Genomic DNA, 23,952 nt, shown 5'->3' with positions numbered 1-23,952 from the left:
CCTCCAACACAATGATCAGCGGGCGATCATCGGCTTCACGCCGGTGGCCCAGACCAGCCGTCGGTACTTGTCGTGGTCGTAGCCTCTGCCGGCGTACAGAACCTTGGGCTGTTGACCGGGGGCGGCCACACCGCCCCCGCACGGGCGGCATGCCAGTCCCGCAACCGCCGCCGGCAGGTCATCCCCGAACCGAAGCTCAACTCCTGCGGCAGATGCTCCCACGAGATCCCGGTGTAGAGCACGAACAAGACGCCCGACAGCACCTTGCGATCCTCCAGGCGCTTGCGCCCAGGATGATCGGCACGATGGCGGCTGCGTGCCCTTCGTCGCGCCGCGATCAACTCGGGAGCGATCACCCGTGTTCCTGGATCATTCTGTTGGAAGTTCTCAGTTGACCCTGAGGCAGTCCTGCTTGGCCAGCACCAGGCTCATCTCGACCACTTCGCCCTTGCGCTCGTTGAAGAGGTAGTACGCCTTCCTGTTGCCGGGCACGGTGGCAGCGGGGTAGCCGCCCGGGCCGCGCCGCAGCTTGGGGTAGGCGGCCTTGAGCTGCGTGCTGGTGGAGCCGATGCCGATGCCCTTGGGGGTCCTGGCGCCGGAGGGTGCGACGATCACGACCACGCCGAGCTTCTTCGAGATGTACATCCCCACGCGGTACTCGTTGTACGGGCTCTCCTTGAGGTCATACGTCGTGCACCTGGCGGAGTCCCCGTCGGGCTTGCGGACGATCCTCCCGGTGGCCCTGGCCTTCGCGGCGGTCATCCCGAGCTTCAGGTCGCCGTACCCGAAGGGACCGAAGGCCGGCCTCTGCGCGGCGGCGGACGCCGAGGACGCGACGCCGACCGGCACCAGGCCCGCCGCCAGCGCCACCACCAGAACCGAACGGCCGATCGTCTGCCTCATAACGACTCCTCCATGATCACATGACCGCGTCACTCTACTGTGAGTCCAGATCATGTGTGGAGAAATCACGACATATGCGCAACCGTCTCAGCGGAGGTGGAAGACGCCCTTGACGGTGCGGAGCTGGCCCATGCGCACGGTGGCCACGTACGTGCCGGGCAGCGCGGCGGCCGGGGTGGAGCGGCAGTCGGTGCTGGAGCGGTGCCGGTTCCACACCAGGGACCGGACGTACGGCACCCCGCGCTGCAGTTCCTTGACCTCCGAGCCCGCCCCGCTGACGCAGTCGGCGGTGGACCAGATGCGGTCGGCCCCCGAGGTGATGCGGATCTCCATGGCGCGCGGTCCCACGTCGGTGGTGCACATCACGGAGCCCGTGTTCACCAGGGTGACCAGGAACGTGGGCTGGCTCTCCCCCGTGTAGATCGGCTCCCTGCCGCCCTGCATGCTGAGCACCAGGTCCTGTTCGGTGCAGGGGTCGCCGGGGTGCCTGGGGAGCGCCGGGGGGGTCGGCCTGGGGGCGGAGGGGGACGGGGACGGGCTGGCCGTGCCCATCGCGAGCGTACGCAGGCCCGCCAGCAGGGGATCGACGGCGGGGGTCGCACTCGGTGACGATTTCGCGCTGGATGTGCGTTCCGGCCCACTGCCCCCGCTGGAGCACGCCCACGCCACGACGGCCACCACGACGAGCACCGCCACCAGCACGCTCATCCGGCGCCGCCAGTAGACGTCACCGCCGTCGCCGCGCATAGTATCCGGATCCATAGGCACAGGATGGTAGCCATGCGGCTACAACGAGTGACGACACGCCGAGGGGCCTTCTTCTCCGAATACGCTTGACCCCGTGGTTGAGCCGAACCTCCTGCACATCCCCGTTCTGGACTGGTACGAGGACAACGCCCGAGACCTCCCGTGGCGCGCCGCCGACGCCACCCCGTGGGGAGTGCTGGTGAGCGAGATCATGCTCCAGCAGACCCCGGTCGTACGCGTGCTGCCCATCTGGCACGAGTGGATGGAGCGCTGGCCCACTCCCGGGGCACTGGCCGCCGAGCAGCCGGGAGAGGCCGTACGCCATTGGGGGCGGCTCGGTTACCCGCGCCGGGCGCTGCGCCTGCACGCCTGCGCCAGGGCCATCACCGACGAGCACGGCGGCGAGGTGCCGTCCGATCACGAGACCCTGCTGTCCCTGCCCGGCATCGGCGAGTACACCGCCGCCGCGGTCGCCAGCTTCGCCTACGGCGGCCGCCACGCCGTCCTTGACACCAATGTCCGGCGGGTCTTCGCCAGGGCGGTACGCGCGGAGGAATACCCTCCCACGGCCACCTCAGCGGCCGAGCGGCGGCTGGCGGAGACCCTCCTGCCAGAGTTGGGCGCGCCCCGCTGGGGCGTGGCCGTGATGGAGCTGGGCGCCCTCGTCTGCACGGCCCGCGCCCCGCGCTGCGCCGACTGCCCGATCAGCCAGGTGTGCGCCTGGCGCCTGGCGGGCAAGCCGCCGCACGCCGGCCCCGCGCGCAAGGGCCAGACGTACGCGGGCACCGACCGGCAGTGCCGGGGCCGCCTGCTGGAGGTGCTGCGGAAGGCCCACGGCCCCGTCCCCAAGGCGGCCCTGGACGTGGTGTGGGACGACGCCGTCCAGCGCGAGCGCGCCCTCGACGGCCTGATCACCGACGGCCTGGCCGAGCACCTGGACGACGGCACCTACCGCCTCCCCCACGCGACTACCTGACCCAGAGCGGCACGATGCGCTCCACGTCCTTGGGCGCGAGGTCGCAGGCGTCCGGCTCCGACACCCCGCTCGGGTTGTAGGCCCGCGCCCCGGCGGGGGCGACCACGATGGACACGAACCCGCGCTCCGAGTCCGCGAACATCTGGCGGCTCACGTCGGCCGGCAGCACCATGGTGTCTCCCGGGCCCACTTCGAACCGCTCGCCGCCCAGCTCGACGACGGCGGACCCGTCGAGCCAGGTCCACACCAGCTCGACGTCGAACGCGTGCACCGGCCCGACCATGCCCGGCTTGGCGTCCACCCGCCACATGGCCTGCCCCACCGCCCCGCCCTGGGTCGGGGAGGCGAGGGTGGTCATGACGCCGTTGGGCGTCTCGGTCTTGCGGGAATCGGCGGCCATGACAACAGACATCGATGAACTCCTTTAAGATAGGCAACTACGTTGTCTATATAGTTAACCAGGTTGTCTATCATGTCAAGTCCAGGCTTCGAACTTCCGCTGCGCCTGCTGCTCGCGTTCAGGGTGCTGATCGACGAGCTCCACGCCGAGCTCGCCCGGCAGGGGCATCCGGACATACGGCCCATGCACGGGTTCGTCATGCAGGCGATCGGACCGGGCGGCACCACGGCCGTCGAACTGGGCCGCACGCTCGGGGTGTCCAAACAGGCGGCGGGCAAGACCATCGACACCCTGGAACGCATCGGCTACGTGGAACGGACCGCCGATCCCCACGACACCAGACGCAAGATCGTCCGGCTCACTCCGTACGGGATAGACGCCCTGGACCGGTCGGCCCGCATCTTCGACACACTGCGCGCCCGCTGGGCCGCCGAGCTCGGAGAGGACCGCCTGCAGGCCCTGGAGTCGGACCTGCGCAGAATGACCCCGGCCAACCTCTGGCGCCTCGACACCCCGGGCTGGTTCGGCAGCCTGTGACGCGCCCCCGTCCCCGGTCGACCGTCAGCCCCGCGATCCCCGCCGGCCAGACCGCCCTGCGACGCCCGCTGTCTCCGACGGGCTCGACCGCTGTCATACGGACCCCGCCCGGGCTCATTCGACAGCCGTCGGGGACAGGGCCAAGTGGACGCCGCCCAGGCGCCGGGCGTAGGCATCGGGTTCAGGCGCCGGACGCAGACTGCGGGCGCTCAGGCGCGGCGCTGAGACGGGCAACGCTTGGGCGAGAGGCGCTCGGCCCGGGCGGTGTTCAGCCCGGGCGGTGCTCATGCGGCCATGCTCAGGCGGCCAGCTGGAGGCCCAGGCTGGTCAGGTTCGTACGGGCCCAGGCCAGCTCTTCGGCCAGCAGCGACACCAGGGCACCCGGCCCCTTGGCGCGCCCCGGCACGGTCAGGTTGTGCGTCTCGACCTCGATGTGCGCACTGCCGCTCACCGCGCCCGACAGCATGGCCATCAGCGTGTCATGCAGTACGGCCCCCGTGCTCGGCGTCTCCCCCGTGTGGTTGTGCACGTGCCCCAGCTTGACCACCGGTGAGCCGGCCGCGGCCAGGCCCTTCAGGGCCGCGCCCGGCTCCTCGGCCCCGCAGGCGAGGTGACAGGCGTCCAGGCACACGCCCAGGTGCTCGGAGTCGATGCCGCCGACCCGCTCAAGGGCCTGCTCGGTGGTCTCCAGCACGCACCCGGGCCACGGCTCGAACCCGACCCTGATGGTCTTCCCCGTCACGCTATAGATGCCGCGCAGCTCGCGCGCCAGGCGCTCCAGCCGGCGGGTGGCGATCGAGTGCAGGTCGGCGGGCCAGTCGCGGCGCCACCCGATCGGGATCGTCGAGATGCTCCCGAACCGCACGTCCTCCGGCAGCAAGAACGCCAGGATCTTGGCCAGGGCCATGGTGTAGCGGTAGCGCTCGGGCTTGGCCCAGTCGGGGCCGGGGACCTCCTGGTTGCGGCCGCCGGTGCCATTGAGGCTCACGACCTCCAGGCCGCGCTCCTCCAGGGAGCGGCGCAGCCGTACGAGCTCGATGCGGTCGGCCGTGAGGTGGTCGGCGACGCTCGGCGAGAGCCACAACCCGATGCCCATCCGCTCCACGCCCAGCCGCTTGCGCACCGGGACGGCGTAGCGGGTCAGGTGGGCGATCAGGTTCTCGAGGTCCTCGGCAGGGTGGATGCCCGCGTTGTAGGCGAGGTGAACGAGCGTTCCGTCATTGTGACGCAGGCGCATCGGTTTCCTCCACGGCTTGCTCTTGTGTTCCGTCGCCCGCCCTGGACGATGCTGACCCTTGAGAGCATGGCTGCTCGTTCGGTGGTCACGCGTCCGCCCCGAGTTGATTTCGCGCTACTCCCCAAGGAGCAGGCCTCAGCCTAGGAACACGATCTTGTGATTCGCTTGGATGCGACTTGGCGGTGCTCTACGCAGTGTAGTACTACTCGCGGTGGCGGCACACCCGGTATCCCAACAATTACGCAACGACCGAGTGTGGCCACCTCACAACCCGCCACGCCACGGCCCCACGCGGATGCCGCGTCGAAGGAGCGGCATCGGCATCGCTCGAGCGACGGATGCGCGATGAGACAAGGGTCGAGGTCGGCACCCCAACGGTGGAATGCGCGACAAGCCAAGAACCACCGCCGACACCACCCCACCGGCGTAGAGCGTGGCGCGGTGGGTGCCACGGTCGGGCACCACCCCAGCGGCGGCTCCGTGGCGCGGCGGGGGGTCACGATCAGCAGCACCTCGGGGCGGCCGGGGCACGGTCGCTCACCCCGTGACGGACGCGAGGGACGCGAGGGACGCGAGGGACGCGAGGGACATGAGGGACATGAGGGACGCCAGGGACACGAGAGACGCGAGGGCCATCCCCGAGGCGTGGGGCGCAGGAGGCGGAAATGGGAAAACCCCCGTGTGAGGGATTCACACGGGGGTTTTCGGGATCCGTCAGTGCTGGATCGGGGCCGCGATGGCGGCGGCCGAGTCGGGGACCTTGGAGGCGGACTCGCCCTTGAAGATGAACTTGGCGTTGTCGCCTTCACCCTCGATGGTCACCTTGACGACCTGCCCCGGCCGGAGCTCGCCGTACAGGATCTTCTCCGACAGCGAGTCCTCGAGCTCGCGCTGGATCGTCCGGCGGAGCGGACGGGCGCCCATGACCGGGTCATAGCCCCGGTCGGCCAGCAGCTGCTTGGCCTCGGGCGAGACGTCGAGCCCCATGTCGCGGTCCTTGAGCCGAGCGTCCACCTGGGTGAGCATCAGATCCACGATCTGGATGATCTCCTTCGGCGTGAGCTGGTGGAAGACCACGATGTCGTCGACACGGTTGAGGAACTCGGGCCGGAAGTGCTGCTTGAGCTCCTCCTGCACCTTGGACTTCATCCGGTCGTAGTTGGAGTCGGCGTCGTTCGACTTCGCGAACCCGACCCCGATGCCCTTGGAGATGTCACGGGTGCCGAGGTTGGTGGTCATGATGATGACCGTGTTCTTGAAGTCGACCACGCGGCCCTGGGCGTCGGTCAGGCGACCGTCTTCCAGGATCTGCAGCAGCGAGTTGAAGATGTCGGGGTGGGCCTTCTCGATCTCGTCGAAGAGGACCACGGAGAACGGCTTGCGCCGCACCTTCTCGGTGAGCTGACCGCCCTCCTCGTAGCCGACGTAGCCGGGAGGCGAGCCGAACAGCCTGGAGACGGTGTGCTTCTCCATGAACTCCGACATGTCCAGGCTGATCAGAGCATCTTCGTCGCCGAAGAGGAACTCCGCCAGAGCCTTGGACAGCTCGGTCTTACCGACACCGGAGGGGCCCGCGAAGATGAACGAGCCACCGGGACGGCGCGGGTCCTTCAGACCGGCGCGGGTACGCCGGATGGAGCGCGACAGGCCCTTGATGGCGTCGTCCTGGCCGATGATCCGCTTGTGGAGCTCGTCCTCCATGCGGAGCAGGCGCTGCGACTCCTCCTCGGTCAGCTTGAAGACCGGGATGCCGGTGGCGGTCGCCAGGACCTCGGCGATGAGCTCCTGAGTGACCTCGGCCACGACGTCCATGTCGCCGGCCTTCCACTCCTTCTCCCGCCGCTCGCGCTTGAGCTGGAGCTGCTTCTCCTGGTCGCGGAGGGCAGCCGCCTTCTCGAAGTCCTGCGCGTCGATCGCGGACTCCTTGTCGCGACGGACGTTGGCGATCTTCTCGTCGTACTCGCGCAGGTCCGGCGGAGCGGTCATCCTGCGGATGCGCATCCGGGAACCGGCCTCGTCGATGAGGTCGATGGCCTTGTCGGGAAGGTAGCGGTCGCTGATGTAGCGGTCGGCCAGCTGCGCGGCGGCCACCAGCGCGTCGTCGGTGATGGACACGCGGTGGTGCGCCTCGTAGCGGTCGCGCAGACCCTTGAGGATCTCGATCGTGTGGCTGAGCGAGGGCTCGGCCACCTGGATCGGCTGGAACCGGCGCTCCAGCGCCGCGTCCTTCTCGAGGTACTTGCGGTACTCGTCGAGCGTGGTCGCGCCGATCGTCTGCAGCTCGCCGCGCGCCAGCATGGGCTTGAGGATGCTGGCCGCGTCGATCGCGCCCTCCGCGGCGCCCGCGCCGACGAGCGTGTGCAGCTCGTCGATGAACAGGATGATGTCGCCGCGCGTGCGGATCTCCTTGAGCACCTTCTTCAGGCGCTCCTCGAAGTCACCGCGGTAGCGGGAGCCGGCGACCAGGGCGCCGAGGTCAAGCGTGTAGAGCTGCTTGTCCTTCAGCGTCTCGGGCACCTCGCCCCTGACGATCTTCTGCGACAGGCCCTCGACGACGGCGGTCTTGCCGACGCCGGGCTCGCCGATGAGAACCGGGTTGTTCTTGGTCCTCCGGGAGAGGACCTGCATGACCCGCTCGATCTCCTTCTCGCGGCCGATGACCGGATCCAGCTTGCCCTCGCGGGCCGCCTGGGTCAGGTTGCGGCCGAACTGGTCGAGCACCAAAGAGGTCGACGGGGCCGACTCCTGCGGGCCGCCTGCCGCGGCCGGCTCCTTGCCCTGGTAACCGTGGAGCAACTGGATGACCTGCTGCCGGACACGGTTGAGATCAGCCCCAAGCTTGACCAGCACCTGGGCGGCCACACCCTCACCCTCGCGGATGAGCCCGAGCAGGATGTGCTCGGTGCCGATGTAGTTGTGGCCCAGCTGCAAAGCCTCACGGAGCGACAGCTCGAGGACCTTCTTGGCCCGCGGGGTGAACGGAATGTGCCCCGACGGAGCCGACTGGCCCTGGCCGATGATCTCCTCGACCTGCTGGCGCACACCCTCAAGGCTGATCCCGAGGCTCTCCAGAGCCTTGGCGGCCACGCCCTCACCTTCGTGGATCAAACCAAGAAGTATGTGCTCAGTGCCGATGTAGTTGTGGTTGAGCATCCTGGCCTCTTCTTGGGCCAAGACGACAACACGCCTCGCTCGGTCGGTGAACCTCTCGAACATCTCGTCGCTCCTCACAGAGCGGTCAGTCAGGTCCGGTAAATCCGGGCCCGTCATCCCGCATGCTAGCCCTGGCTCGGCGAACCGTGCCCACTGCCACTGACACGCTCTATAGCAGAGACGTTCCCCGGGAGCAGGGCGTTCACCCTCCATCCAACTACTGTTCGGGGGTGACGTGTTCCCGATACGCCGCAAGCGAACGATGTTTAGGACGCTTCGCGGAAGCGTCAAAAAATTGCCCTCTGCGGCGCACGCGGTACACACGGATCGGCCATCGGACGCGCCGGGGCGGAGTCAGCGTTGGGGCGCCACTTCGCCCGCACATCTCAGATGCCGCGTCCGTATCGTTACGTAATCATCCTACGTAGCGGAGGGCCGCCGTCCAAACGACCGCTCTACGCCCTGAGCACAACGCGGCACGGGCGGCACACCAAGGGAATCTTGCATCCGGTCAGCCCGGTTACCAACTTCATCTCGCATGATGAGACCACGTCTCGCTCGGCGCCCCGGATTCGCGGCACTTCCGCGCAGTTGAGAAGGCACGGCATTGTGTGCAGATGCCGGGGAACGGGGATTGTCCGAGCCCTGCTCGGGTTCGCGGGTTTTGCCCGCCGGCGGGGATCCCGGCGCCCGCGGTATTGCCCGCCGCCACGCATCCGGCCCGGCACCGCTTTACCTTCGCGCCGGTCGCGGGTTTACGCTCAGTGAGATCGCCCGTATACACCCGCCCGCCGCCCCGTAGATCGCTTCCGGGCTATACGGCGCCGGATTTTCCGTCATGGCGCGTTCCATGAGCGCGGAGATCGATCGTGACGTACGGACGCGAGCGTACGTTGAATGAGGTATGGCCGCCTCACACGGCTTTCGGCGCACGACTACGACGCCGCCACATATGTGGACGACCGCCGGCGAAACAGCGCCACGGGCGAAGCCGAACACGCAGCCAAAACGCCCGCATATGTGCACACAGAAGATCACAGTCCGGGCGGTCCGGCTTTCGAGTTCCGGCCCGGATAACGATCATGCGCTTATGGCGGCCGCCGGGGTCCTAGGCGAACGGCATAAGCGCATGGTCGATCGTCGGCTTGCTCAGTGGGCCGCTTCGTACTTCTCGACGACCGTGGAGGCGATCCGCCCGCGCTCGCTGACCGGCAGGCCGTGAGCCTTGGCCCACTGCCGGATCTCCGAGCTCTTCTCGCGGCTCATCGCCCTGCTGCCGCCGCGACCGCGGCGACGTGCGGTGACGGCGCCTGCCCTGCGCGCATGCTGCACGAAAGGCGTGAGCGCGTCCCTCAGCTTCTTCGCGTTAAGGTCGCTGAGGTCAATCTCATAGGACGAGCCGTCAATAGCGAAGCTGACCGTCTCATTGGCCTCGCCCCCATCGAGGTCATCGATGAGAATCTCCTGGATCTGCTTGGCCATCTACGCAATCCTTTCGCGGAGCATTGTTTCATTCGCCTGCCCAAACATATACCCGGAAAGGCGCGGAGACAATTCAGCGCAGCGGGGATTCGGCTGACTGGCCGATCAGTTCTGCCCGTCGACCGGATCCTCGCGGTTTCGGCGGCCTCCCAGGGCCTCGGACCGGACCAACTTCACTACGCCAAAGATGAAGGCACCCCCGACCACCGCCGGGGGGATGAGGGCTGACAATACGTCTGTTAGGGCTTCCATTCGTCCTCGCCTCCACGGCTTGCGGGGTTTCAGGGGCGCATTTTGCGGATGGGAGCGCGCCCAGGAGGGGCGTTGCGGCCCTCACGACGCGCCAGGTGACTACCGTTCGCACCCGACCATAGCGGCGCACAGATGCCCTGCGCCTCGCAGGGCACCAACATCCGGCGACCCGGATGCCCCATAGCCTAATGCCAGTCTCTCCAGGCTCCTTACCGGATCAAGAGAAAATTTTTGGAATTGGCTTCCTGCCAGGCACGGGATGGGTCAGCGAAGATCTTTTACCACACGCGTTCCGGCCAGCCTGTCATGCGGCCCGCGTTCCAGGGGCTTGTCGATCAGGATGAGCAGCCCCACGCAGAACAGGAGCATTCCGGCCACCAGATTGGCCACGGGAATGCCCATCAGCATGACGGGGCCCGGATAGACCAGGGCCCGTTTGAGCAGCGCCCTGGAGGCCACGTGGGGCGGCGCCAGGCGAATCCCCATGATCGCCTTGCCGAACGTCCTGCCGCGCCGGTAATGGGCCCGCCAGTCGTAGCCGGTATAAGCCAGCCCCGCCGCCAGCCAGGCGAACACACCGGGCAGCCGGCCGTCGAACGCCTCCAGCATCCCTACAGTCCGGAAGACGCCCCACAGCGCGATGAACAGAATGTAATAGAGCACCCCGAAGACGAACGCCTCAATCGCCCGGGCGGCGAGCCGTTCCCACCATTCCGCGGGCGGCGCGTCCGCCCGCGGCGGCGACCCGGCCATAACCCCCACCTCGCGTCATCAGCGGCTCAGGTTCCCCATTTTGGTACGGCCTGTGCACACAAAACAGGGGCCGACGCGAAGCCGGCCCCTGCTTTTACCTGACGCTTGGACTACTTGATCTTCACCACCACGGTGTTGGAGAACTTGTCCGCGAACGTCTGCTGCAGCGGCTTGTCCCAGAGCTGGGAGGCGCCGTTGACGCCCACGGCCGCGTAGGCGAGCAGCGAGCCGATGAAGCCCAGAGGGAGAGCGTTGAGGATCCAGCCGCCCCACGTCACGCCGGCGCGCTTGAGCGCCACGTCGGTCGGCAGGCCACCCGGCGGTATGCCTTGGCCCACGGGGACGACCTTGATGCCCATGACCATCTTGCCGACGGTCTGCCCCTTCGCCTTCAGGAGGAAGAAGTCGTAGGCGACCCACAGGGCGGTCACGACGAGCGCCGTCAGGATGGTCACGACCACACCTGAGAACATGCCGCCGCTGCTGCCGTCCAGCGAAGAGTAGGTGGCCAGGAACAGCACGCCCATGATCAGACCGATGACCAGGTTCACGATGAAGAGGATGACCCCATCGATGAGCCTCGCCACCAGGCGCTGCCACCACTCCGCCAGCGGTGCCGGCGCGCCGGGCGGCTGCACGCCCACGGGCCCGGGCTGGCCGTAGGCCTGGCCGTAGCCGGGCTGGCCGTACTGCTGCGCCTGCCCGTAACCCTGCTGCCCGTACTGCTGCTGGCCGTACTGCTGGTCGCCGTAGCCCTGCTGGGCGTAGCCGGGCTGGGACTGCTGCTGCTGGCCGTAGCCCTGCTGGCCGTACTGCTGCTGGCCGTAATCGGGCTGCGACTGGGGCTGCTGACCGTACTGCTGCTGACCGTAGTCCGGCTGGGACTGCGGCTGCTGGCCGTACTGCTGCTGACCGTAGTCCGGCTGCGACTGGGGTTGCTGGCCGTACTGCTGGCCGTAGCCCTGCTGACCCGACTGCGGCTGCTGCCCGTAACCCGGCTGGGACTGGGCCTGCTGGCCGTAGCCGGGCTGGGACTGCTGCTGCTGGCCGTACTGCTGGCCATAGCCCTGCTGACCCGACTGCGGCTGCTGACCGTAGCCCTGCTGGCCGTACTGCTGCTGACCGTAGTCCGCCTGGGACTGCGGCTGCTGACCGTAGCCCTGCTGCCCGTAGCCCTGCTGGGACTGGGCCTGCTGGCCGTAGTCAGGCTGGGACTGCTGCTGCTGGCCGTACTGGGGTTGCTGGCCGTGCTGCTGCTGTCCGTACTGGGGTTGCTGCTGACCGTACTGCTGTTGCTGTCCGTACTGCTGTTGCTGGCCATAGCCCTGCTGACCGTACGGGGGCTGCTGCCCATAGGCGTCGTCCGCCCGGTAGCCGATCACAGTCGCGTCCGGGTCGGGCTCGCCGGGGTGGCGGCCCTGGTTCTGCTGCCCGTAATAGGGAGGCGCAGAGTTGTCTCCGGATTCGTCCTGTGGATACGGCGGCTGTCCGGTGCTCACCGTGTCACCTCGCTTCGAGTGCGCATGTGGCACGTGTCAGGACACATGCCTGTGCTGCCCAACGTATCGACATAGGTATCAACAATCACCTTTCCATCTGGTCAAGGTCCACGTCACCCGATGTCAGGTGGAGCAGCATGCGGGTGTTTCCCAGCGTGTTCGGCTTGACGTGTTCAAGATCCAAAAACTCGGCAACACCCTCGTCGTACGAGGCCAGCAGTTCGGCGTAGACCTCAGGTGAGACCGGTGTGCCCTGAATCGGGCGGAACCCGAGTCGCGCGAAGAAGTCGACCTCAAAAGTAAGACAGAATACACGTCGCAGACCCAAATCCTTAGCCTGCTGGATCAGCGCGGAGACGATCCGGTGGCCGACGCCCATCCCCCGGCACTCGGGATCCACCGCCACCGTGCGGACCTCCGCGAGGTCCTCCCAGAGCACGTGGAGCGCGCCGCAGCCGACGACCTGCCCGTCTCGCTCGGCCACCCAGAACTCCTGTACGTCCTCGTACAGCGTCACCGTGGCCTTCTCCAGGAGCCGCGGCCCCGCCCCCGCGTAGGTGTCCACCAGGCGTCTGACCATGCGCACGTCGGGCGTGCGGGCACGCCGGACCACCACCGCGGTCTCGGGCACTGTCAGCTCGGCCACCTGCTCCATGGTTCTCCAGGGTACAGATCTCATTACGGCTCAGCCCTAACTCCCATGTCTCGGCCCATCTTGTTACATCTCGTGGTCAGATCGGCACGGGACCGCGCGGCCAGCTCGCGCCCGCCGAAAGCGCGGACAAATAGGGCGTAGGGCCTCTTCCGCACGGGTGACCACGAGATCACCTTGTGACCCTTCGGTTGTGAAACCTCTACAGACTTGGCAGTTCTGGTTGAGCACGAACCCGGAGTGCATTAGTGTCCAGCGACAATGTTTCCCGCGTGTCGCGCGGGATGCACGCCCAATTCTCGCAAGAGAAGCCGGGGAACCGCCGGTGGCGACCTCCTACGCCACCACTGGGGTGAATCCGAGTCTTTCGGTAGGGCTGCTCCGGCCCGAACCCGTCAGCTAACCCGGTAGGCGTCGACGAGAGGAGCTGGTTGGTGAAGCCCACGCTCAGCGGTGGGGGGAAGTCGGCGGGCAAGCACGCCCGCCCTCCGGAACGGGCCCGGCGACGACGCCGCGTCGGTGTGGTGAGTCTCACAGTCGCCGCGCTGCTGTTCGCCATCCCCGTCGGTTCGGCGTCCGCGGATCCCGAGCCCTCGCTGAAAGAGCTCGCCGACCAGGCCACGAAGCTGCACACCGACATCGAGACGCTGACCGAGCAGTACAACGGCCAGCGGGAGAAGCTCAAGACCGCCAAGAAGGCCGCCGAGGCCGCGGAGAAGACGCTGACGAGCAGCGAGACGGATCTCGCCGCCAAGCGCTCGAAAGCCGTCGCGCTGGCCCAGAACGCCTACATCACGGGCGGCCTGAAGACCCTCGCCTTCACCACCTCCGACGACCCCGAGGGCTTCCTCAACCGCGCCGCGACCTCGTACGCGCTGCAGACCGAGCAGGGCGAGGAGATCAACCAGCTCACCAAGGCGATGGACACGGCCACCCGCGCCAAGGAGAGCGCCACGGCCCGCATCGACGAGGTCCAGAAGCTCGTCACGGACCTCGAGGCCAAGCGCAACAAGATCACCAAGCTGGTGACGAAGGTCGAGAGCAGCCTGTTCAGTCGGGCCCTGGGCGAGGCCGGGCGCCCCGGCACGCGGGCCGTGCGCGTCAACCTGCCGATCCCGGGCTCGGGGAAGGCCGCTGAGGCCGCGCGGTGGGCGCTCACGCAGCAGCTCAAGCCGTACGTCTGGGGCGCCGAGGGCCCCGGCTCGTACGACTGCTCCGGGCTCGTCATGGCGGCGTTCCAGCGGGTGGGCATCTCGCTGCCGCACTACACCGGCGACCAGTGGACGGCCGGCCGGCACGTCTCGCGCGAGGAACTCCGGCCGGGCGACCTGGTGTTCTTCTACAGCGACCTGCACCACGTGGGCATCTACATCGGCGGCGGCATGATGGTGCACGCCCCGCAGACGGGTGACGTCGTACGGATCGCGTCGATCGCGAGGCGGCCGTTCGCCGGCGCGGTGCGCATCGCCGACTGAGCCCGCACCCCGGCGGTCCGCCGCGGCTAGATCAGCTGGCGGCGGGCTGCCCAGGCCACGGCCTCGATCGCCGTGGCCACGCCTATGCGGTCGCAGATGCCGCGCAATCTTCGTCGTACCGTGCGCCCGCTGATATCCAGCCGCCGCCCAACCCGATCGACCGTGACTCCCTTGGCCAACTCCGCCAGCAGCGCCAAATCAGCATGGCTGAGCTCAACGCCTTCAGTGAGCACATCCATCGGGAGCCCTCCCCCCAACAGCAGAACTTGGACCTCACAGACGGGCCAAAGCCGCTCCTCGCAGACGGTAAACGCATCGTGGAAAGGTCGTCAAGCATGACAATCGCCGCACTTGACGAGCGCTATTGACATGATCCGCTATATATGACGCACTCGCGATATGTCAGAACGTAGAGTGATCACATTGGGGCTTCCGGAATGGCCCTGACCAGCGTTCCGGTTTTCGATCAGTTCGCCATGGATATTCCGCATGATCGATACCCGCGTTATCGCGGGACACGCGTCCGTGACGCGATCTTTCCGGCGCACGGCAAGCCACCAATCGCTCGCTTTGTACCGCGCTCCCACACGATCCGACAACCCAGGTCAGGCAGTCGATTAAGGCAATTGGATCAATCCGCTATGGCAATTGCCGCCGCGGGTTCAGGTCGGCGGCCCGCCGGGTGGCGGGCGTCCTGCTCTGACCGCCGGGCCGGGCGGCCTCGTTTCCGGGTGCGCGTGCCCGGCGGGATCACAGGGATGGCCGGGACACCACGGACGCTCCCTGACCCGCGCCTCCGCGGCCTTGACGCGATGCTTACAAGCGGCTTCGGATCGGAAACCGGGCGGCCCGGAAGCCGGATTCGCGACGGCGATGATCGCTCAGGCGCCGGCGGCGTCGTAGCGGTCCCTGGCGGCCTCGACGTCCTCCATGTGCGTCTCGGCCCAGCTCTTGATCGCGGCCACCAACGGCATCAGGTTCTCGCCCAGCGGGGTGAGCGCGTAGTCCACCCGTACCGGCACAGAAGGGGTGAGCGTGCGCGAGACCAGGCCGTCACGCTCCAGGCCGCGCAGGGTCTGCGTGAGCATCTTCTGGCTGACGCCCGCGATGCGCCTGGACAGGTCGCTGTAGCGGCGCGGGCCCTGCGCCAGCGCGGTCAGCAGGAGGGTGACCCATTTGTCGCTGAGGGTGTCGAGCAGCTTCCTGGAGGGGCATTCGGCGAAGTACGCGTCGAAGACCTGCCTGGCCTCGTCCCGCTGCTCCGCCGCCGTCTTCGTGGCCATCCGCTCGCCCCTTCCCGATCGCTGCTTACCAGGAGAGGGTAGAGCGCCCGCGGCGGGCGCTCTACGACGGCGGCAGGATGCGGGTCAGTGGGTGGGCTTGACCAGCGGGAAGAGGATGGTCTCGCGGATGTTCTTGCCGGTGAAGGCCATGATCATCCGGTCGATCCCCGCGCCCATGCCCCCGGTGGGCGGCATCGCGTACTCGAGGGCCTGCAGGAAGTCCTCGTCCAGCTGCATCGCCTCGAGGTCGCCCCCGGCGGCCAGGAGGGACTGCTCCACCAGGCGGCGGCGCTGCTCGATCGGGTCGATCAGCTCGGAGTAGGCCGTGCCCAGCTCCGTGCCGAAGCCGATCAGGTCCCACTTCTCGGTCAGCAGCGGGTTGTCCCGGTGCTGGCGGGTCAGCGGCGAGGTCTCCAGCGGGTAGTCCATCACGAACGTGGGCTGGACGAGCGTGTGCTCCACCAGTGCCTCGAAGAGCTCCTGCACCAGCTTGCCCTGGCCCCACTTCGGGTCCCAGTGGATCTCGCGCCGATCGGCGATCTTGCGGAGCTCCTCCAGGCCGGTCGCGGTGGTGATCTCCTCGCCCACGGCCTCCGACACCGCGCCGTACAGGGTGATGCGCGGCCACCGGGCGATCCCGAGGTCGACCTCCACCCCGTCATGGACGACCACCGTGGTGTCCAGGGCGGCCACCACGGCCTTCTGGTACATCCGCTGGGTCAGGTCGGCCATGTCGTTGTAGTCGAGGTAGGTGCCGTAGGCCTCGAGCATCGTGAACTCGGGGTTGTGCGTGGAGTCGGCGCCTTCGTTGCGGAAGTTGCGGTTGATCTCGAAGACCTTCTCGATGCCCCCGACCACGAGCCGCTTGAGGTAGAGCTCGATCGCGATGCGAAGGTAGAGCTCCATGTCGTAGGCGTTGATGTGGGTCTTGAAGGGCCGGGCCGCCGCGCCGCCGTGGATGGGCTGCAGCATGGGCGTCTCGACCTCGAGGTAGCCCTCCTCGTGCCAGAAGTCGCGCACGGCGCGCACCGTGGCGCTGCGCAGGCGGGCCATCTTCCGCGACTCGTCGTTGACGATGAGGTCGACGTAGCGCTGGCGGACGCGCGCCTCCGGGTCGGTGAGCCCGACGTGCTTCTCCGGCAGCGGACGCAGGCACTTGGCGGTGATCTGCCAGCTGTCGGCGAGGATGGACAGCTCGCCGCGCCGCGAGGTGATGACCTCGCCGGTCACGCCCACGTGGTCGCCCAGGTCGACGTCGCGCTTCCACGCGGCCAGCGAGTCCTCGCCCACCTTGTCGAGCGAGATCATGACCTGCAGGTCGGCGCCGCCGTCGCGGAGCGTGGCGAAGCAGAGCTTGCCGCCCACGCGGTTGAGCATGACGCGCCCCGCGACCGCGACCGTGTCGCCGGTGGCGGTGTCGGGCTCCAGGCCCTGGTATTTCTCCCGGACCTCGGCGTTGGTGGCCGTACGGGGGAAATTCACCGGGTAAGGGTCGACGCCTTCGCTGCGAAGGCGGTCGAGCTTCTCCCTCCGGATGCGCATCTGCTCGGGAAGTTCGTCGCTCACAAGAACAAAGGGTAGGGGATATGGCGACCTGCAAGGGTTCGTCGGCACGCTGCAGGACCGTTGCAAGAGCCCTCTTCTATCAATGTCTCACGAGCTCAGGGGGGAACCGGTAGGGAGCCGGTCCAAGGGGAGCTCAAGGAGAGAAGATGTTGAAGAAGATCGCGACAGGTTTCCTCGCCGTCGCCGCCACCAGCGCTCTGGCCCTGTCGCTGCCTTCCGCCGCCAACGCCGCCACGGCCGGCGCCGCGAACCACGACGACGACTACTCCGACTACTGGAGCCCCGTCTACTCCAAGAACGGCCTGGCGAAGTCGCAGGGCTGGATCGGCGTCAGCTGGGACGAGGACGGCGAGTCGAACGAGGTCACCGTCAAGGGCCGGCTCTACGACCTGGACAACCGCGACGAGGACGAGGGCGGCAAGTGCGCATTCGTGAAGTTCGAGGCCAGCGACTTCGACCACGACTGGTCGCCGGTCTTCTCCAAGAAGTACTGCGGCTTCCCCGGCTACAAGAAGTTCACCTTCTCGGAGAACGACGTCTTCAGCGTGCGGGTGAAGGTCTGCCAGATCGGCCAGTACAGCAACTACCCCACGAAGTGCAGCCCCTGGGACTACATCTACACCGCCGAGAGCGAGTGACGAGTCGTCCCCGGACGTGCGAGCGGCCTCCCACCCGGGCGGGAGGCCGCTTTTTCCTGTCGGGGCTCAGGCCGTGTTCCGCTTGTAGATCAGGCGCAGGCCCATGAGCGTCAGCCACGGCTCGTGCACGTCGATGGAGCGCGACTCGCCCACCACCAGCGCCGCGTGCCCGCCCGTGGCCACCACCGTCACCTCGTCGGGGTCGTCGGCCAGCTCGGCCGCCATCCGCTCCACGATCCCGTCCACCTGGCCCGCGAAGCCGTAGATGATGCCGGCCTGCAGAGCCTCCACGGTGTTCTTGGCGATCACCGAGCGCGGCCTGACCAGCTCCACCTTGTGCAGCTGGGCCCCGGCGGCGGCCAGCGCGTCGACCGAGATCTCGATGCCGGGCGCGGTCACCGCGCCGACGTACTCGCCCTTGGCCGACACCGCGTCGAACGAGGTCGCGGTGCCGAAGTCGACGATGACGCAGGGGCCGCCGTACTGCTCGATGGCCGCCAGCGCGTTCACGATGCGGTCGCTGCCGACCTCTTTGGGGTTGTCCATGCGTACGGGCACCCCGGTGCGGATGCCCGGCTCCACGATCACCGCCGTCACGTCGCCGTAGTAGCGGCGGCACATCTCACGCATCTCGTTGAGCACGCTCGGAACGGTCGAACAGATGGCGATGCCGTCAATGTCGGCCCCCTTGAGCAGCGGCGACTGCGCCAGCAGCCCCTGGAGGACGACGGCGATCTCGTCGGCGGTGCGGCGGGCGTCGGTGGCCAGCCGCCAATGCTCGATGACGTCCTCGCCCTCGAACAGCCCGAGCACGGTGTGCGTGTTGCCGACGTCGATCGTGAGCAGCATCAATTACCCCCGCAGATCCAATGCGATGTCCAGAGCCGGCGCAGAGTGCGTCAGCGCGCCCACCGCCAGATAGTCAACGCCAGTTTCGGCCACGCGACGAGCCGATTCCAAGGTCAATCCCCCGCTGGCTTCGAGCGCAACCCTGTTCCCTGCCCGATTTTTCACGACATGTACGGCACGGTCCGTGTCCTCGATCGTGAAGTTGTCCAGCAGGATCTCCTCGGCTCCCTCGGCCAATACGGCCTCCAGTTGATCGAGCCGGTCGATCTCCACCTCGATCGGCAGGTCGGGGTAGCGCGCCCTGACCGCCCTGAACGCCTCGGCCACCCCACCGGCCGCCACGACGTGGTTGTCCTTGATCAGCGCGGCGTCCGACAGCGACATCCGGTGGTTCACGCCGCCGCCGCAGCGCACCGCGTACTTCTCCAGCGCCCGCAGCCCCGGCAGCGTCTTGCGGCTGTCCCGCACGCGCGCCGCCGTGCCGCTGATCGCCTCCACCCACCTGCCGGTCAGCGTGGCCACCCCGGACAGGTGCGTGAGCAGGTTGAGCGCGGTGCGCTCGGCCGTCAGCAGGGCCCGTACCGGCCCCTCGACCGTCATCAGCACGTCTCCGGCCCGCACCCGCTCGCCGTCCTTGGCCCTCCTCTCGGTACGGGCGGCGCCCAGCCGGACGAACACCGCCTCCGCGACCGCCAGCCCGGCCACGACGCCGTCCTTGCGGGCCACCACGTCGGCCACCGAACGCTGCTCCGCCGGGATCGTGGCCACGCTCGTCACGTCGCCGGCCTCCTGCAGGTCCTCGGCCAGCGCCCGGTCGATCAGCGCGTCCACCTCGGCCGGGTCCAGCCCGGCGGCGGTCAGCTCCTGCGCCAGGCGCGGCGGAATCGCGTCGCCGTGGGGCGTGTACGTCATGCGGGGGCCCTCCTCGGTCAGGGTCACGTCCAGGTGGCCCAGCCATTCGTTGTCGTCACGGGTGCCGTAGTCCTCGCGCCAGTGCGAGCCGCGGGTCTCGAGCCTGGCCGCCGCCGCGCCGGTGAGCACGGTGGCGACGGTGAGCAGGTTGGTGGCCTCCCAGGACTCGGTGCAGGCGGGCACCTCGACCGGCGTCCAGCGGGCGTCGCGCAGCGCCCTGGCCGTGGCCAGCAGCGACTCGCGGCTGCGCAGCACGCTCGCCCCGGTGCTCATGTGCGCCTGGATCCTGGTCCTGACCCTCGGGTCCACCAGGCCGGAGGCGGCGCCGCTCTCGACCGGCTCGCCCGGCGCGGGGCGTACCGCCTGGATGTCCTCGGCGATGCGCTCGGCGAAGACGAGCCCTTCGAGCAGGGAGTTGGAGGCCAGCCGGTTGGCGCCGTGCACGCCGGTGCAGGCCACCTCGCCGCACGCGTACAGGCCCTCGATCGAGGTACGGCCGCGCAGGTCCGTCATGACGCCGCCGCTCGCGTAATGGGCGGCCGGGGCCACGGGGATCGGCTCGGTGGCCGGGTCGATGCCGTGCTCGCGGCAGACGGCGTAGATCGTGGGGAAGCGGGTCTCCCACTTCTCGCGGCCGAAGTGGCGGCCGTCGAGGTACATGTGGTCGCGGCCCGTCTCACGTATCCTGCGCATGATCGCCTTGGCCACGATGTCGCGCGGCGCCAGGTCGGCCAGCTCGTGCGCGCCCTGCATGAACCTGACGCCCTCGTGGTCGATCAGGTACGCGCCCTCGCCCCTGACCGCCTCCGAGATCAGCGGCTGCTGACCCGTCGAGCCCTCGCCGAGCCACAGCACGGTCGGGTGGAACTGGACGAACTCGATGTCGCGCACCACGGCCCCGGCCCGCAGCGCGAGCGCGACCCCGTCGCCGGTGGAGACGGCGGGGTTGGTGGTGGCCGAGTAGACCTGGCCCATGCCGCCGGTGGCCAGCACCACCGCCCTGGCGCGCACCGCGCCCACCCCGTCGCGGGCGCCCTCGCCCATGACGTGCAGCGTCACTCCCCTGGCCCGGCCCCGCGCGTCCTTGAGCAGGTCGAGCACCAGCGCGTGCTCGATCACCTCGATCTCCGCGGCGCGCACGGCCTCGACGAGCGCCCGCTGCACCTCGGCGCCCGTGGCGTCGCCGCCCGCGTGCACGATCCGGTCGCGCCGGTGCCCACCTTCCCTGGTGAGCTGGAGCTCCCCGTCGGGGGTGCGGTCGAAACGGGCGCCGCGGCCGATGAGCCGCCGTAGCGCGCCGGGACCCTCCGTGACGAGCGTGCGCACCGCCCGCACGTCGCACAGCCCGACGCCGGCGATCAACGTGTCGTTCAGGTGCTCGTCAGGGGTGTCGCGGGGGTCGAGCACGGCCGCGATGCCGCCCTGGGCCCACCGGGTGGAGCCCGCCGACAGCACGTCCTTGGTGACGACCAGCACCTTGGCGGACGGTTCCAGCTCCGCGTGGCGCAGCGCCACGGTCAGGCCCGCGACGCCGGAGCCGATGACGACCACGTCCGCCTCGACGGTCCAGCCGGCCGCGGGCGCGGTCAGCCGCAGGGGAATCGCCGGTGCACTCATCAGGGATCTCCTCACTGAGGGATTTCGTCAATATGACGATAACGCCTCGTGCGGAGTGAGATGTCAGCGGCCCTCTGTTTTCCGGATGAACGCCTCGTACTCGGCGAACGGCTCCAGCCCCACGGCCGCGCGACGCTCGTCGAGCAGGCCGGGGTCCTCGATCGGCATGGGCTCCAGGCCGCCTACGCCGTCGTGGAACTGCGTCCCGTAGAGCTGGGGACGGCCCGAGCGGACGCGTACCCGGTCCTCCAGGTACGCGAAGTCGTGCGGCGAGGCCTCCTCGCGCTCGACCGCGTCGGCCATCGCCTCGTGGAAGACCCGCTGCGCCCGGCGGGAGGTGGCGTGCTGGGCCAGCAGCCAGGCCGCCCGCGCGGCCCGGTGCCCGACCTGCGAGACCAGCGGCCAGCCGCGGGTGGCGACCACGGCGTAGAGCCAGGCGGTGTTTCCCCCGTCGAGCTTCTGCAGCCGCGCCAGCTGCCGGTCGTCGGGAAAACCCTTGGCCGGGTCGCGCATCGCCTGGTCCATCTCCATGCGCCGGAGCAACTCGTCCCGCAGCTCCTCGTCGGTCATGACCCGACGGTAAACCGCCTCAGGCGGGATTCAAGGTGAGGGTGACGTTGTCGATCAACCGGGTGGTGCCCACCGTGGCGGCGACCGCGAGCACGGCCATCCCCGCGTACGACTCGTCCACCTCGGCGAACGTCGCCGGATCGACCAGCGCCAGATAGTCGGTCGTGAGCCGGGGCCCGGCCGCGTCGAGCACCTCCTGGGCCACCGTACGGACCCGGGCCGGGGTGAGCTCGGCCGCGCCCGCCCGCAGCGCGCGGGAGAGCGCCAGCGCCACCTGGCGGTCGTCGCCGGACAGGTAGCGGTTGCGGCTCGACAGGGCCAGGCCGTCGGGCTCGCGTACGGTCGGCGCCCCCAGGATCTCGATGGGCAGGTCGAGGTCGGCGACCATGCGGCGGATGAGGGCGAGCTGCTGGGCGTCCTTCTGCCCGAAGACCGCCAGGTCGGGCTGGACCAGGTTGAACAGCTTGAGCACGACCGTCAGCACGCCGTCGAAGTGGCCGGGCCGGAAGGCGCCCTCGACGATCGAGCCCATGTGGCCCGCCGAGACGCTCACCTGGCGGTCGGACGCATACATCTCCGCGGCGTCCGGATGGAAGACGACGTCCACGCCCTCGGCCCGGCACACGTCCAGGTCGGCGTCGAATGTACGGGGATAGCGTGAAAAATCCTCGCTTGGGCCGAATTGCAGGGGGTTGACGAAGATGCTGACCACGACCTGATCGGCGCGCACGCGGGCCTGCCTGATCAGCGACCTGTGCCCCTCGTGCAGCGCACCCATGGTGGGCACCAGAGCCACCTCACCACCCCGGCGTGCCTTGACCAGGTCTTCCCGACCCTTGGCGACGATCAACTCCATAAGATGCCCCTTACCGTCAGGTCCATATATTGCCCCCCAGCGCGTCGAGGAGCCGCTCCGCCTCCTCCGGTTTGAGCAGCCCCGCGGCCAGCGCGCGGTCGGCCGTGAGGCGGGCCAGCGCGATGTAGGCGTCCGCCGCCTCGGGCGCCGCCAGGATCAGCGCGTCCACGTGCCTGCGCACGGTGCCTGCGTCGCCGCGGACGACCGGGCCGGTCAGCCCCGTGATGCCCAGCCGCAGCACGTTGTCGAGCGCGGCCCCGAGCAGTGGGCCCAGCATCCGCCCCGGGTGCTCGACGCCGATGCGCCCCAGCAGCTCCTGCGACTCGGCGATGAGGGTGACCATGTGGTTGGCGGCCCCGGCCAGCGCCGCGTGGTAGAGCGCGCGGTCGGCGTCGGCGATCCAGACCGGCTCGCCGCCCATCTCGATCACCAGGGCCTCGGCGATCGGCCGCAGCACGTCGGGGGCGGTCACGCCGTACGAGATGCCGGTGAGCTTGTTGAGGTCGTCGTCCCTGCCCGTGAAGGTCATCACCGGGTGCAGCGCGAGCGGCAGCGCGCCGGCCTTGGCCGCCGGCTCCAGCACGGACAGCCCGTACGCCCCGCTGGTGTGCACCAGCAGCTTGCCGTGGAGGTCGGCACCCGTCGTGGCCAGCCCGTTGACGAGGTCGGGCAGCGCGTCGTCGGGCACGGTGAGCAGGATGAGCTGGGCCTGCGCGACCACCTCGTCAGGCCTGGACGGCTTGACGCCGAGCCGGTCGGCCGCCCATCGCTGTGAATTGTCCGAAACGCCGCTCGCGGCCGCGATCCGGTGGCCCGCCTGAGCCAGTGCGGCACCGAGGGCGGAGCCGACCTTGCCCGCCCCGAGTACGCCGACAGTCAGCCGTGCCGGGCGATCCCCTGCGTCCATGACGTCACACCCCTGTCGACCTGCTGATGAGAAGCCTGCCGGGCGGACTGCCGCCCCGCCCTCAACCAGGCACGACGAGCAGGACTCCGGTCCGACGAGCAGGCTTCTGTTGTGGCACTGCCGACCAGCGTAACGGCCTCTCAAGGGCTGCGGACTGTCGGGCGCGTCTCGCGACTCGCCCGAGGGCTCCTACGTGACCGCGGTTTTGCCGCCCGTTGAGTTAACGACAAAAGCGACAAGGGCATACAAAACGTGCACCCCCTGTCGGAAGAGATGAGGAGAGGGGTTTCATCGCATGGCAGCGGGCGCCGAGTCCCCTCATCCAGGACCCGACGCCCGCAGGATGTGACCTCTTGGAGGTGCGACCGGCCGGCCGCTCGCCGACCGACCAGCCGGAGTCGGAGCCCGGGCCGGACGAGTGCCGGCCCGGGCTCTCTCTTCTTTCAGTGGTGGCTCGGCACGTAGGCGGTGGCGCCGCCCTGGCAGCCGGCGAACGCGGCGCCGATGACGGCCACGGCGTTGCCACAGATGTTGATCGGGATCGCGATCGGAAGGTGCAGCTGGTTGCCGCCGAGCACACTGCCGTTGCCGCTGGTCGTGTCGGCGTGCGCCGGGGCCGCGAGCGACAGCATGGCGACGGCTCCTGTGACGACCATGACCTTCTTCAGCACGAGGGCTCCTCTCGGTT

Annotated in this window: 22 protein-coding genes, 1 pseudogene and 1 riboswitch; of the genes and pseudogenes, 4 read left to right on the top strand and 19 right to left on the bottom strand. The window is 68.7% G+C overall.

Going from position 1 to position 23,952, the window contains the following annotated elements; translation table 11 throughout:
- Nucleotides 1-152 precede the first annotated feature (152 nt).
- The 3 genes and pseudogenes from ABZX61_RS11390 to ABZX61_RS11380 all read right to left on the bottom strand — a co-directional run.
- A pseudogene (locus tag ABZX61_RS11390) lies at nt 153-290 on the bottom strand (transposase); the annotation flags it as partial.
- 97 nt (nt 291-387) lie between these two features.
- Nucleotides 388-903, bottom strand: coding sequence for a hypothetical protein (locus ABZX61_RS11385; protein WP_355193585.1), 516 nt, complete (start codon nt 901-903; stop codon nt 388-390).
- 87 nt (nt 904-990) lie between these two features.
- Nucleotides 991-1,665, bottom strand: a complete 675-nt coding sequence (locus ABZX61_RS11380; protein ID WP_355193583.1) for a hypothetical protein — start codon at nt 1,663-1,665, stop codon at nt 991-993.
- A gap of 79 nt (nt 1,666-1,744) precedes the next feature.
- Here ABZX61_RS11380 and ABZX61_RS11375 point away from each other — a divergent pair, with 79 nt between their 5' ends.
- Nucleotides 1,745-2,626 carry an A/G-specific adenine glycosylase gene (locus ABZX61_RS11375; protein WP_355193581.1) on the top strand — a complete coding sequence of 294 codons (882 nt, stop codon included), beginning with the start codon at nt 1,745-1,747 and terminating at the stop codon, nt 2,624-2,626.
- On the opposite strand, the gene ABZX61_RS11370 is transcribed toward ABZX61_RS11375, so the two are convergent.
- Nucleotides 2,619-3,038: a cupin gene (locus ABZX61_RS11370; protein ID WP_350723729.1), complete on the bottom strand. Its 420-nt coding sequence runs from the start codon at nt 3,036-3,038 to the stop codon at nt 2,619-2,621. The genes ABZX61_RS11375 and ABZX61_RS11370 overlap by 8 nt on opposite strands.
- A gap of 60 nt (nt 3,039-3,098) precedes the next feature.
- Between ABZX61_RS11370 and ABZX61_RS11365 the strand changes: the two genes are divergently transcribed.
- Complete coding sequence (locus ABZX61_RS11365; RefSeq protein WP_350723730.1) at nt 3,099-3,563, top strand: MarR family winged helix-turn-helix transcriptional regulator; 465 nt, start codon at nt 3,099-3,101, stop codon at nt 3,561-3,563.
- A gap of 298 nt (nt 3,564-3,861) precedes the next feature.
- Here ABZX61_RS11365 and ABZX61_RS11360 read toward each other — a convergent pair whose 3' ends face one another.
- The 6 genes from ABZX61_RS11360 to ABZX61_RS11335 form a co-directional block, all read right to left on the bottom strand.
- Nucleotides 3,862-4,800: a TIM barrel protein gene (locus tag ABZX61_RS11360; protein ID WP_355193579.1), complete on the bottom strand. Its 939-nt coding sequence runs from the start codon at nt 4,798-4,800 to the stop codon at nt 3,862-3,864.
- Between the two features lie 714 nt (nt 4,801-5,514).
- On the bottom strand, nt 5,515-8,016 hold the full coding sequence (locus ABZX61_RS11355) for an ATP-dependent Clp protease ATP-binding subunit (RefSeq protein ID WP_355193577.1): 2,502 nt from the start codon (nt 8,014-8,016) through the stop codon (nt 5,515-5,517).
- Nucleotides 8,017-9,102: 1,086 nt separating this feature from the next.
- Nucleotides 9,103-9,435, bottom strand: a complete 333-nt coding sequence (locus ABZX61_RS11350) for an Lsr2 family protein (RefSeq protein WP_319714331.1) — start codon at nt 9,433-9,435, stop codon at nt 9,103-9,105.
- 516 nt (nt 9,436-9,951) lie between these two features.
- Nucleotides 9,952-10,440, bottom strand: coding sequence for an RDD family protein (locus tag ABZX61_RS11345; RefSeq protein WP_355193575.1), 489 nt, complete (start codon nt 10,438-10,440; stop codon nt 9,952-9,954).
- Nucleotides 10,441-10,550: 110 nt separating this feature from the next.
- Nucleotides 10,551-11,939 carry an RDD family protein gene (locus ABZX61_RS11340; protein WP_355193573.1) on the bottom strand — a complete coding sequence of 463 codons (1,389 nt, stop codon included), beginning with the start codon at nt 11,937-11,939 and terminating at the stop codon, nt 10,551-10,553.
- A gap of 85 nt (nt 11,940-12,024) precedes the next feature.
- A complete protein-coding gene (locus ABZX61_RS11335; protein ID WP_350723739.1) occupies nt 12,025-12,594 on the bottom strand; it encodes an amino-acid N-acetyltransferase in 570 nt (189 codons plus the stop codon).
- 276 nt (nt 12,595-12,870) lie between these two features.
- A riboswitch (cyclic di-AMP (ydaO/yuaA leader) is annotated at nt 12,871-13,020 on the top strand.
- A gap of 5 nt (nt 13,021-13,025) precedes the next feature.
- Here ABZX61_RS11335 and ABZX61_RS11330 point away from each other — a divergent pair.
- A complete protein-coding gene (locus ABZX61_RS11330; protein ID WP_355193571.1) occupies nt 13,026-14,066 on the top strand; it encodes a C40 family peptidase in 1,041 nt (346 codons plus the stop codon).
- A 26-nt stretch (nt 14,067-14,092) separates the two neighbouring features.
- Here the strand turns inward: ABZX61_RS11330 and ABZX61_RS11325 are convergent, their stop codons facing one another.
- The 3 genes from ABZX61_RS11325 to lysX all read right to left on the bottom strand — a co-directional run bounded on the left by ABZX61_RS11325 (nt 14,093) and on the right by lysX (nt 16,915).
- The gene (locus ABZX61_RS11325; protein ID WP_043615366.1) at nt 14,093-14,305 is read right to left on the bottom strand and encodes a LuxR C-terminal-related transcriptional regulator; all 213 of its coding nucleotides are present in this window, start codon (nt 14,303-14,305) and stop codon (nt 14,093-14,095) included.
- Between the two features lie 642 nt (nt 14,306-14,947).
- Entirely contained in the window at nt 14,948-15,349 is a 402-nt protein-coding gene (locus ABZX61_RS11320; protein WP_355193569.1) for a helix-turn-helix domain-containing protein, read from the bottom strand.
- An 84-nt stretch (nt 15,350-15,433) separates the two neighbouring features.
- Nucleotides 15,434-16,915, bottom strand: a complete 1,482-nt coding sequence (lysX, locus tag ABZX61_RS11315; RefSeq protein WP_350723744.1) for a bifunctional lysylphosphatidylglycerol synthetase/lysine--tRNA ligase LysX — start codon at nt 16,913-16,915, stop codon at nt 15,434-15,436.
- Nucleotides 16,916-17,061: 146 nt separating this feature from the next.
- Between lysX and ABZX61_RS11310 the strand changes: the two genes are divergently transcribed.
- Nucleotides 17,062-17,553 (top strand): hypothetical protein, encoded by a 492-nt coding sequence (locus tag ABZX61_RS11310; RefSeq protein WP_350723746.1) that lies wholly within the window; start codon nt 17,062-17,064, stop codon nt 17,551-17,553.
- Between the two features lie 66 nt (nt 17,554-17,619).
- Here ABZX61_RS11310 and ABZX61_RS11305 read toward each other — a convergent pair whose 3' ends face one another.
- The 6 genes from ABZX61_RS11305 to ABZX61_RS11280 all read right to left on the bottom strand — a co-directional run bounded on the left by ABZX61_RS11305 (nt 17,620) and on the right by ABZX61_RS11280 (nt 23,935).
- Entirely contained in the window at nt 17,620-18,402 is a 783-nt protein-coding gene (locus ABZX61_RS11305; protein ID WP_355193566.1) for a type III pantothenate kinase, read from the bottom strand.
- A gap of 3 nt (nt 18,403-18,405) precedes the next feature.
- Nucleotides 18,406-20,931, bottom strand: a complete 2,526-nt coding sequence (locus tag ABZX61_RS11300) for an L-aspartate oxidase (RefSeq protein WP_355193564.1) — start codon at nt 20,929-20,931, stop codon at nt 18,406-18,408.
- A 63-nt stretch (nt 20,932-20,994) separates the two neighbouring features.
- Nucleotides 20,995-21,501 (bottom strand): DUF6624 domain-containing protein, encoded by a 507-nt coding sequence (locus ABZX61_RS11295; RefSeq protein WP_355193562.1) that lies wholly within the window; start codon nt 21,499-21,501, stop codon nt 20,995-20,997.
- 19 nt (nt 21,502-21,520) lie between these two features.
- Entirely contained in the window at nt 21,521-22,357 is an 837-nt protein-coding gene (gene panC, locus ABZX61_RS11290; RefSeq protein WP_355193560.1) for a pantoate--beta-alanine ligase, read from the bottom strand.
- A 16-nt stretch (nt 22,358-22,373) separates the two neighbouring features.
- Nucleotides 22,374-23,264 carry a DUF2520 domain-containing protein gene (locus ABZX61_RS11285; RefSeq protein WP_350723753.1) on the bottom strand — a complete coding sequence of 297 codons (891 nt, stop codon included), beginning with the start codon at nt 23,262-23,264 and terminating at the stop codon, nt 22,374-22,376.
- Nucleotides 23,265-23,707: 443 nt separating this feature from the next.
- Nucleotides 23,708-23,935 (bottom strand): chaplin family protein, encoded by a 228-nt coding sequence (locus ABZX61_RS11280; protein WP_350723755.1) that lies wholly within the window; start codon nt 23,933-23,935, stop codon nt 23,708-23,710.
- Nucleotides 23,936-23,952: the final 17 nt, after the last annotated feature.

Source organism: Nonomuraea sp. NPDC003709 (assembly GCF_040610775.1).
Classification (GTDB): domain Bacteria; phylum Actinomycetota; class Actinomycetes; order Streptosporangiales; family Streptosporangiaceae; genus Nonomuraea; species Nonomuraea angiospora_A.
Note: the sequence above shows the minus strand (reverse complement) of the source record. Positions and strands in the feature narration are given on the sequence as shown.

Excerpts from the sequence above, each read along its gene's own strand:
- ABZX61_RS11300 (WP_355193564.1), bottom strand. The coding sequence starts at position 20,931 with ATGAGTGCACCGGCGATTCCCCTGCGGCTGACCGCGCCCGCGGCCGGC.
- ABZX61_RS11385 (WP_355193585.1), bottom strand. The coding sequence starts at position 903 with ATGAGGCAGACGATCGGCCGTTCGGTTCTGGTGGTGGCGCTGGCGGCG.
- ABZX61_RS11380 (WP_355193583.1), bottom strand. The coding sequence starts at position 1,665 with ATGGATCCGGATACTATGCGCGGCGACGGCGGTGACGTCTACTGGCGG.
- ABZX61_RS11370 (WP_350723729.1), bottom strand. The coding sequence starts at position 3,038 with ATGTCTGTTGTCATGGCCGCCGATTCCCGCAAGACCGAGACGCCCAAC.
- ABZX61_RS11285 (WP_350723753.1), bottom strand. The coding sequence starts at position 23,264 with ATGGACGCAGGGGATCGCCCGGCACGGCTGACTGTCGGCGTACTCGGG.
- panC (WP_355193560.1), bottom strand. The coding sequence starts at position 22,357 with ATGGAGTTGATCGTCGCCAAGGGTCGGGAAGACCTGGTCAAGGCACGC.
- ABZX61_RS11305 (WP_355193566.1), bottom strand. The coding sequence starts at position 18,402 with ATGCTGCTCACGATCGACGTCGGCAACACGCACACCGTGCTCGGGCTG.
- ABZX61_RS11345 (WP_355193575.1), bottom strand. The coding sequence starts at position 10,440 with ATGGCCGGGTCGCCGCCGCGGGCGGACGCGCCGCCCGCGGAATGGTGG.
- ABZX61_RS11325 (WP_043615366.1), bottom strand. The coding sequence starts at position 14,305 with ATGGATGTGCTCACTGAAGGCGTTGAGCTCAGCCATGCTGATTTGGCG.
- ABZX61_RS11365 (WP_350723730.1), top strand. The coding sequence starts at position 3,099 with ATGTCAAGTCCAGGCTTCGAACTTCCGCTGCGCCTGCTGCTCGCGTTC.
- ABZX61_RS11320 (WP_355193569.1), bottom strand. The coding sequence starts at position 15,349 with ATGGCCACGAAGACGGCGGCGGAGCAGCGGGACGAGGCCAGGCAGGTC.
- ABZX61_RS11355 (WP_355193577.1), bottom strand. The coding sequence starts at position 8,016 with ATGTTCGAGAGGTTCACCGACCGAGCGAGGCGTGTTGTCGTCTTGGCC.
- ABZX61_RS11310 (WP_350723746.1), top strand. The coding sequence starts at position 17,062 with ATGTTGAAGAAGATCGCGACAGGTTTCCTCGCCGTCGCCGCCACCAGC.
- ABZX61_RS11335 (WP_350723739.1), bottom strand. The coding sequence starts at position 12,594 with ATGGAGCAGGTGGCCGAGCTGACAGTGCCCGAGACCGCGGTGGTGGTC.
- ABZX61_RS11295 (WP_355193562.1), bottom strand. The coding sequence starts at position 21,501 with ATGACCGACGAGGAGCTGCGGGACGAGTTGCTCCGGCGCATGGAGATG.
- ABZX61_RS11360 (WP_355193579.1), bottom strand. The coding sequence starts at position 4,800 with ATGCGCCTGCGTCACAATGACGGAACGCTCGTTCACCTCGCCTACAAC.
- ABZX61_RS11350 (WP_319714331.1), bottom strand. The coding sequence starts at position 9,435 with ATGGCCAAGCAGATCCAGGAGATTCTCATCGATGACCTCGATGGGGGC.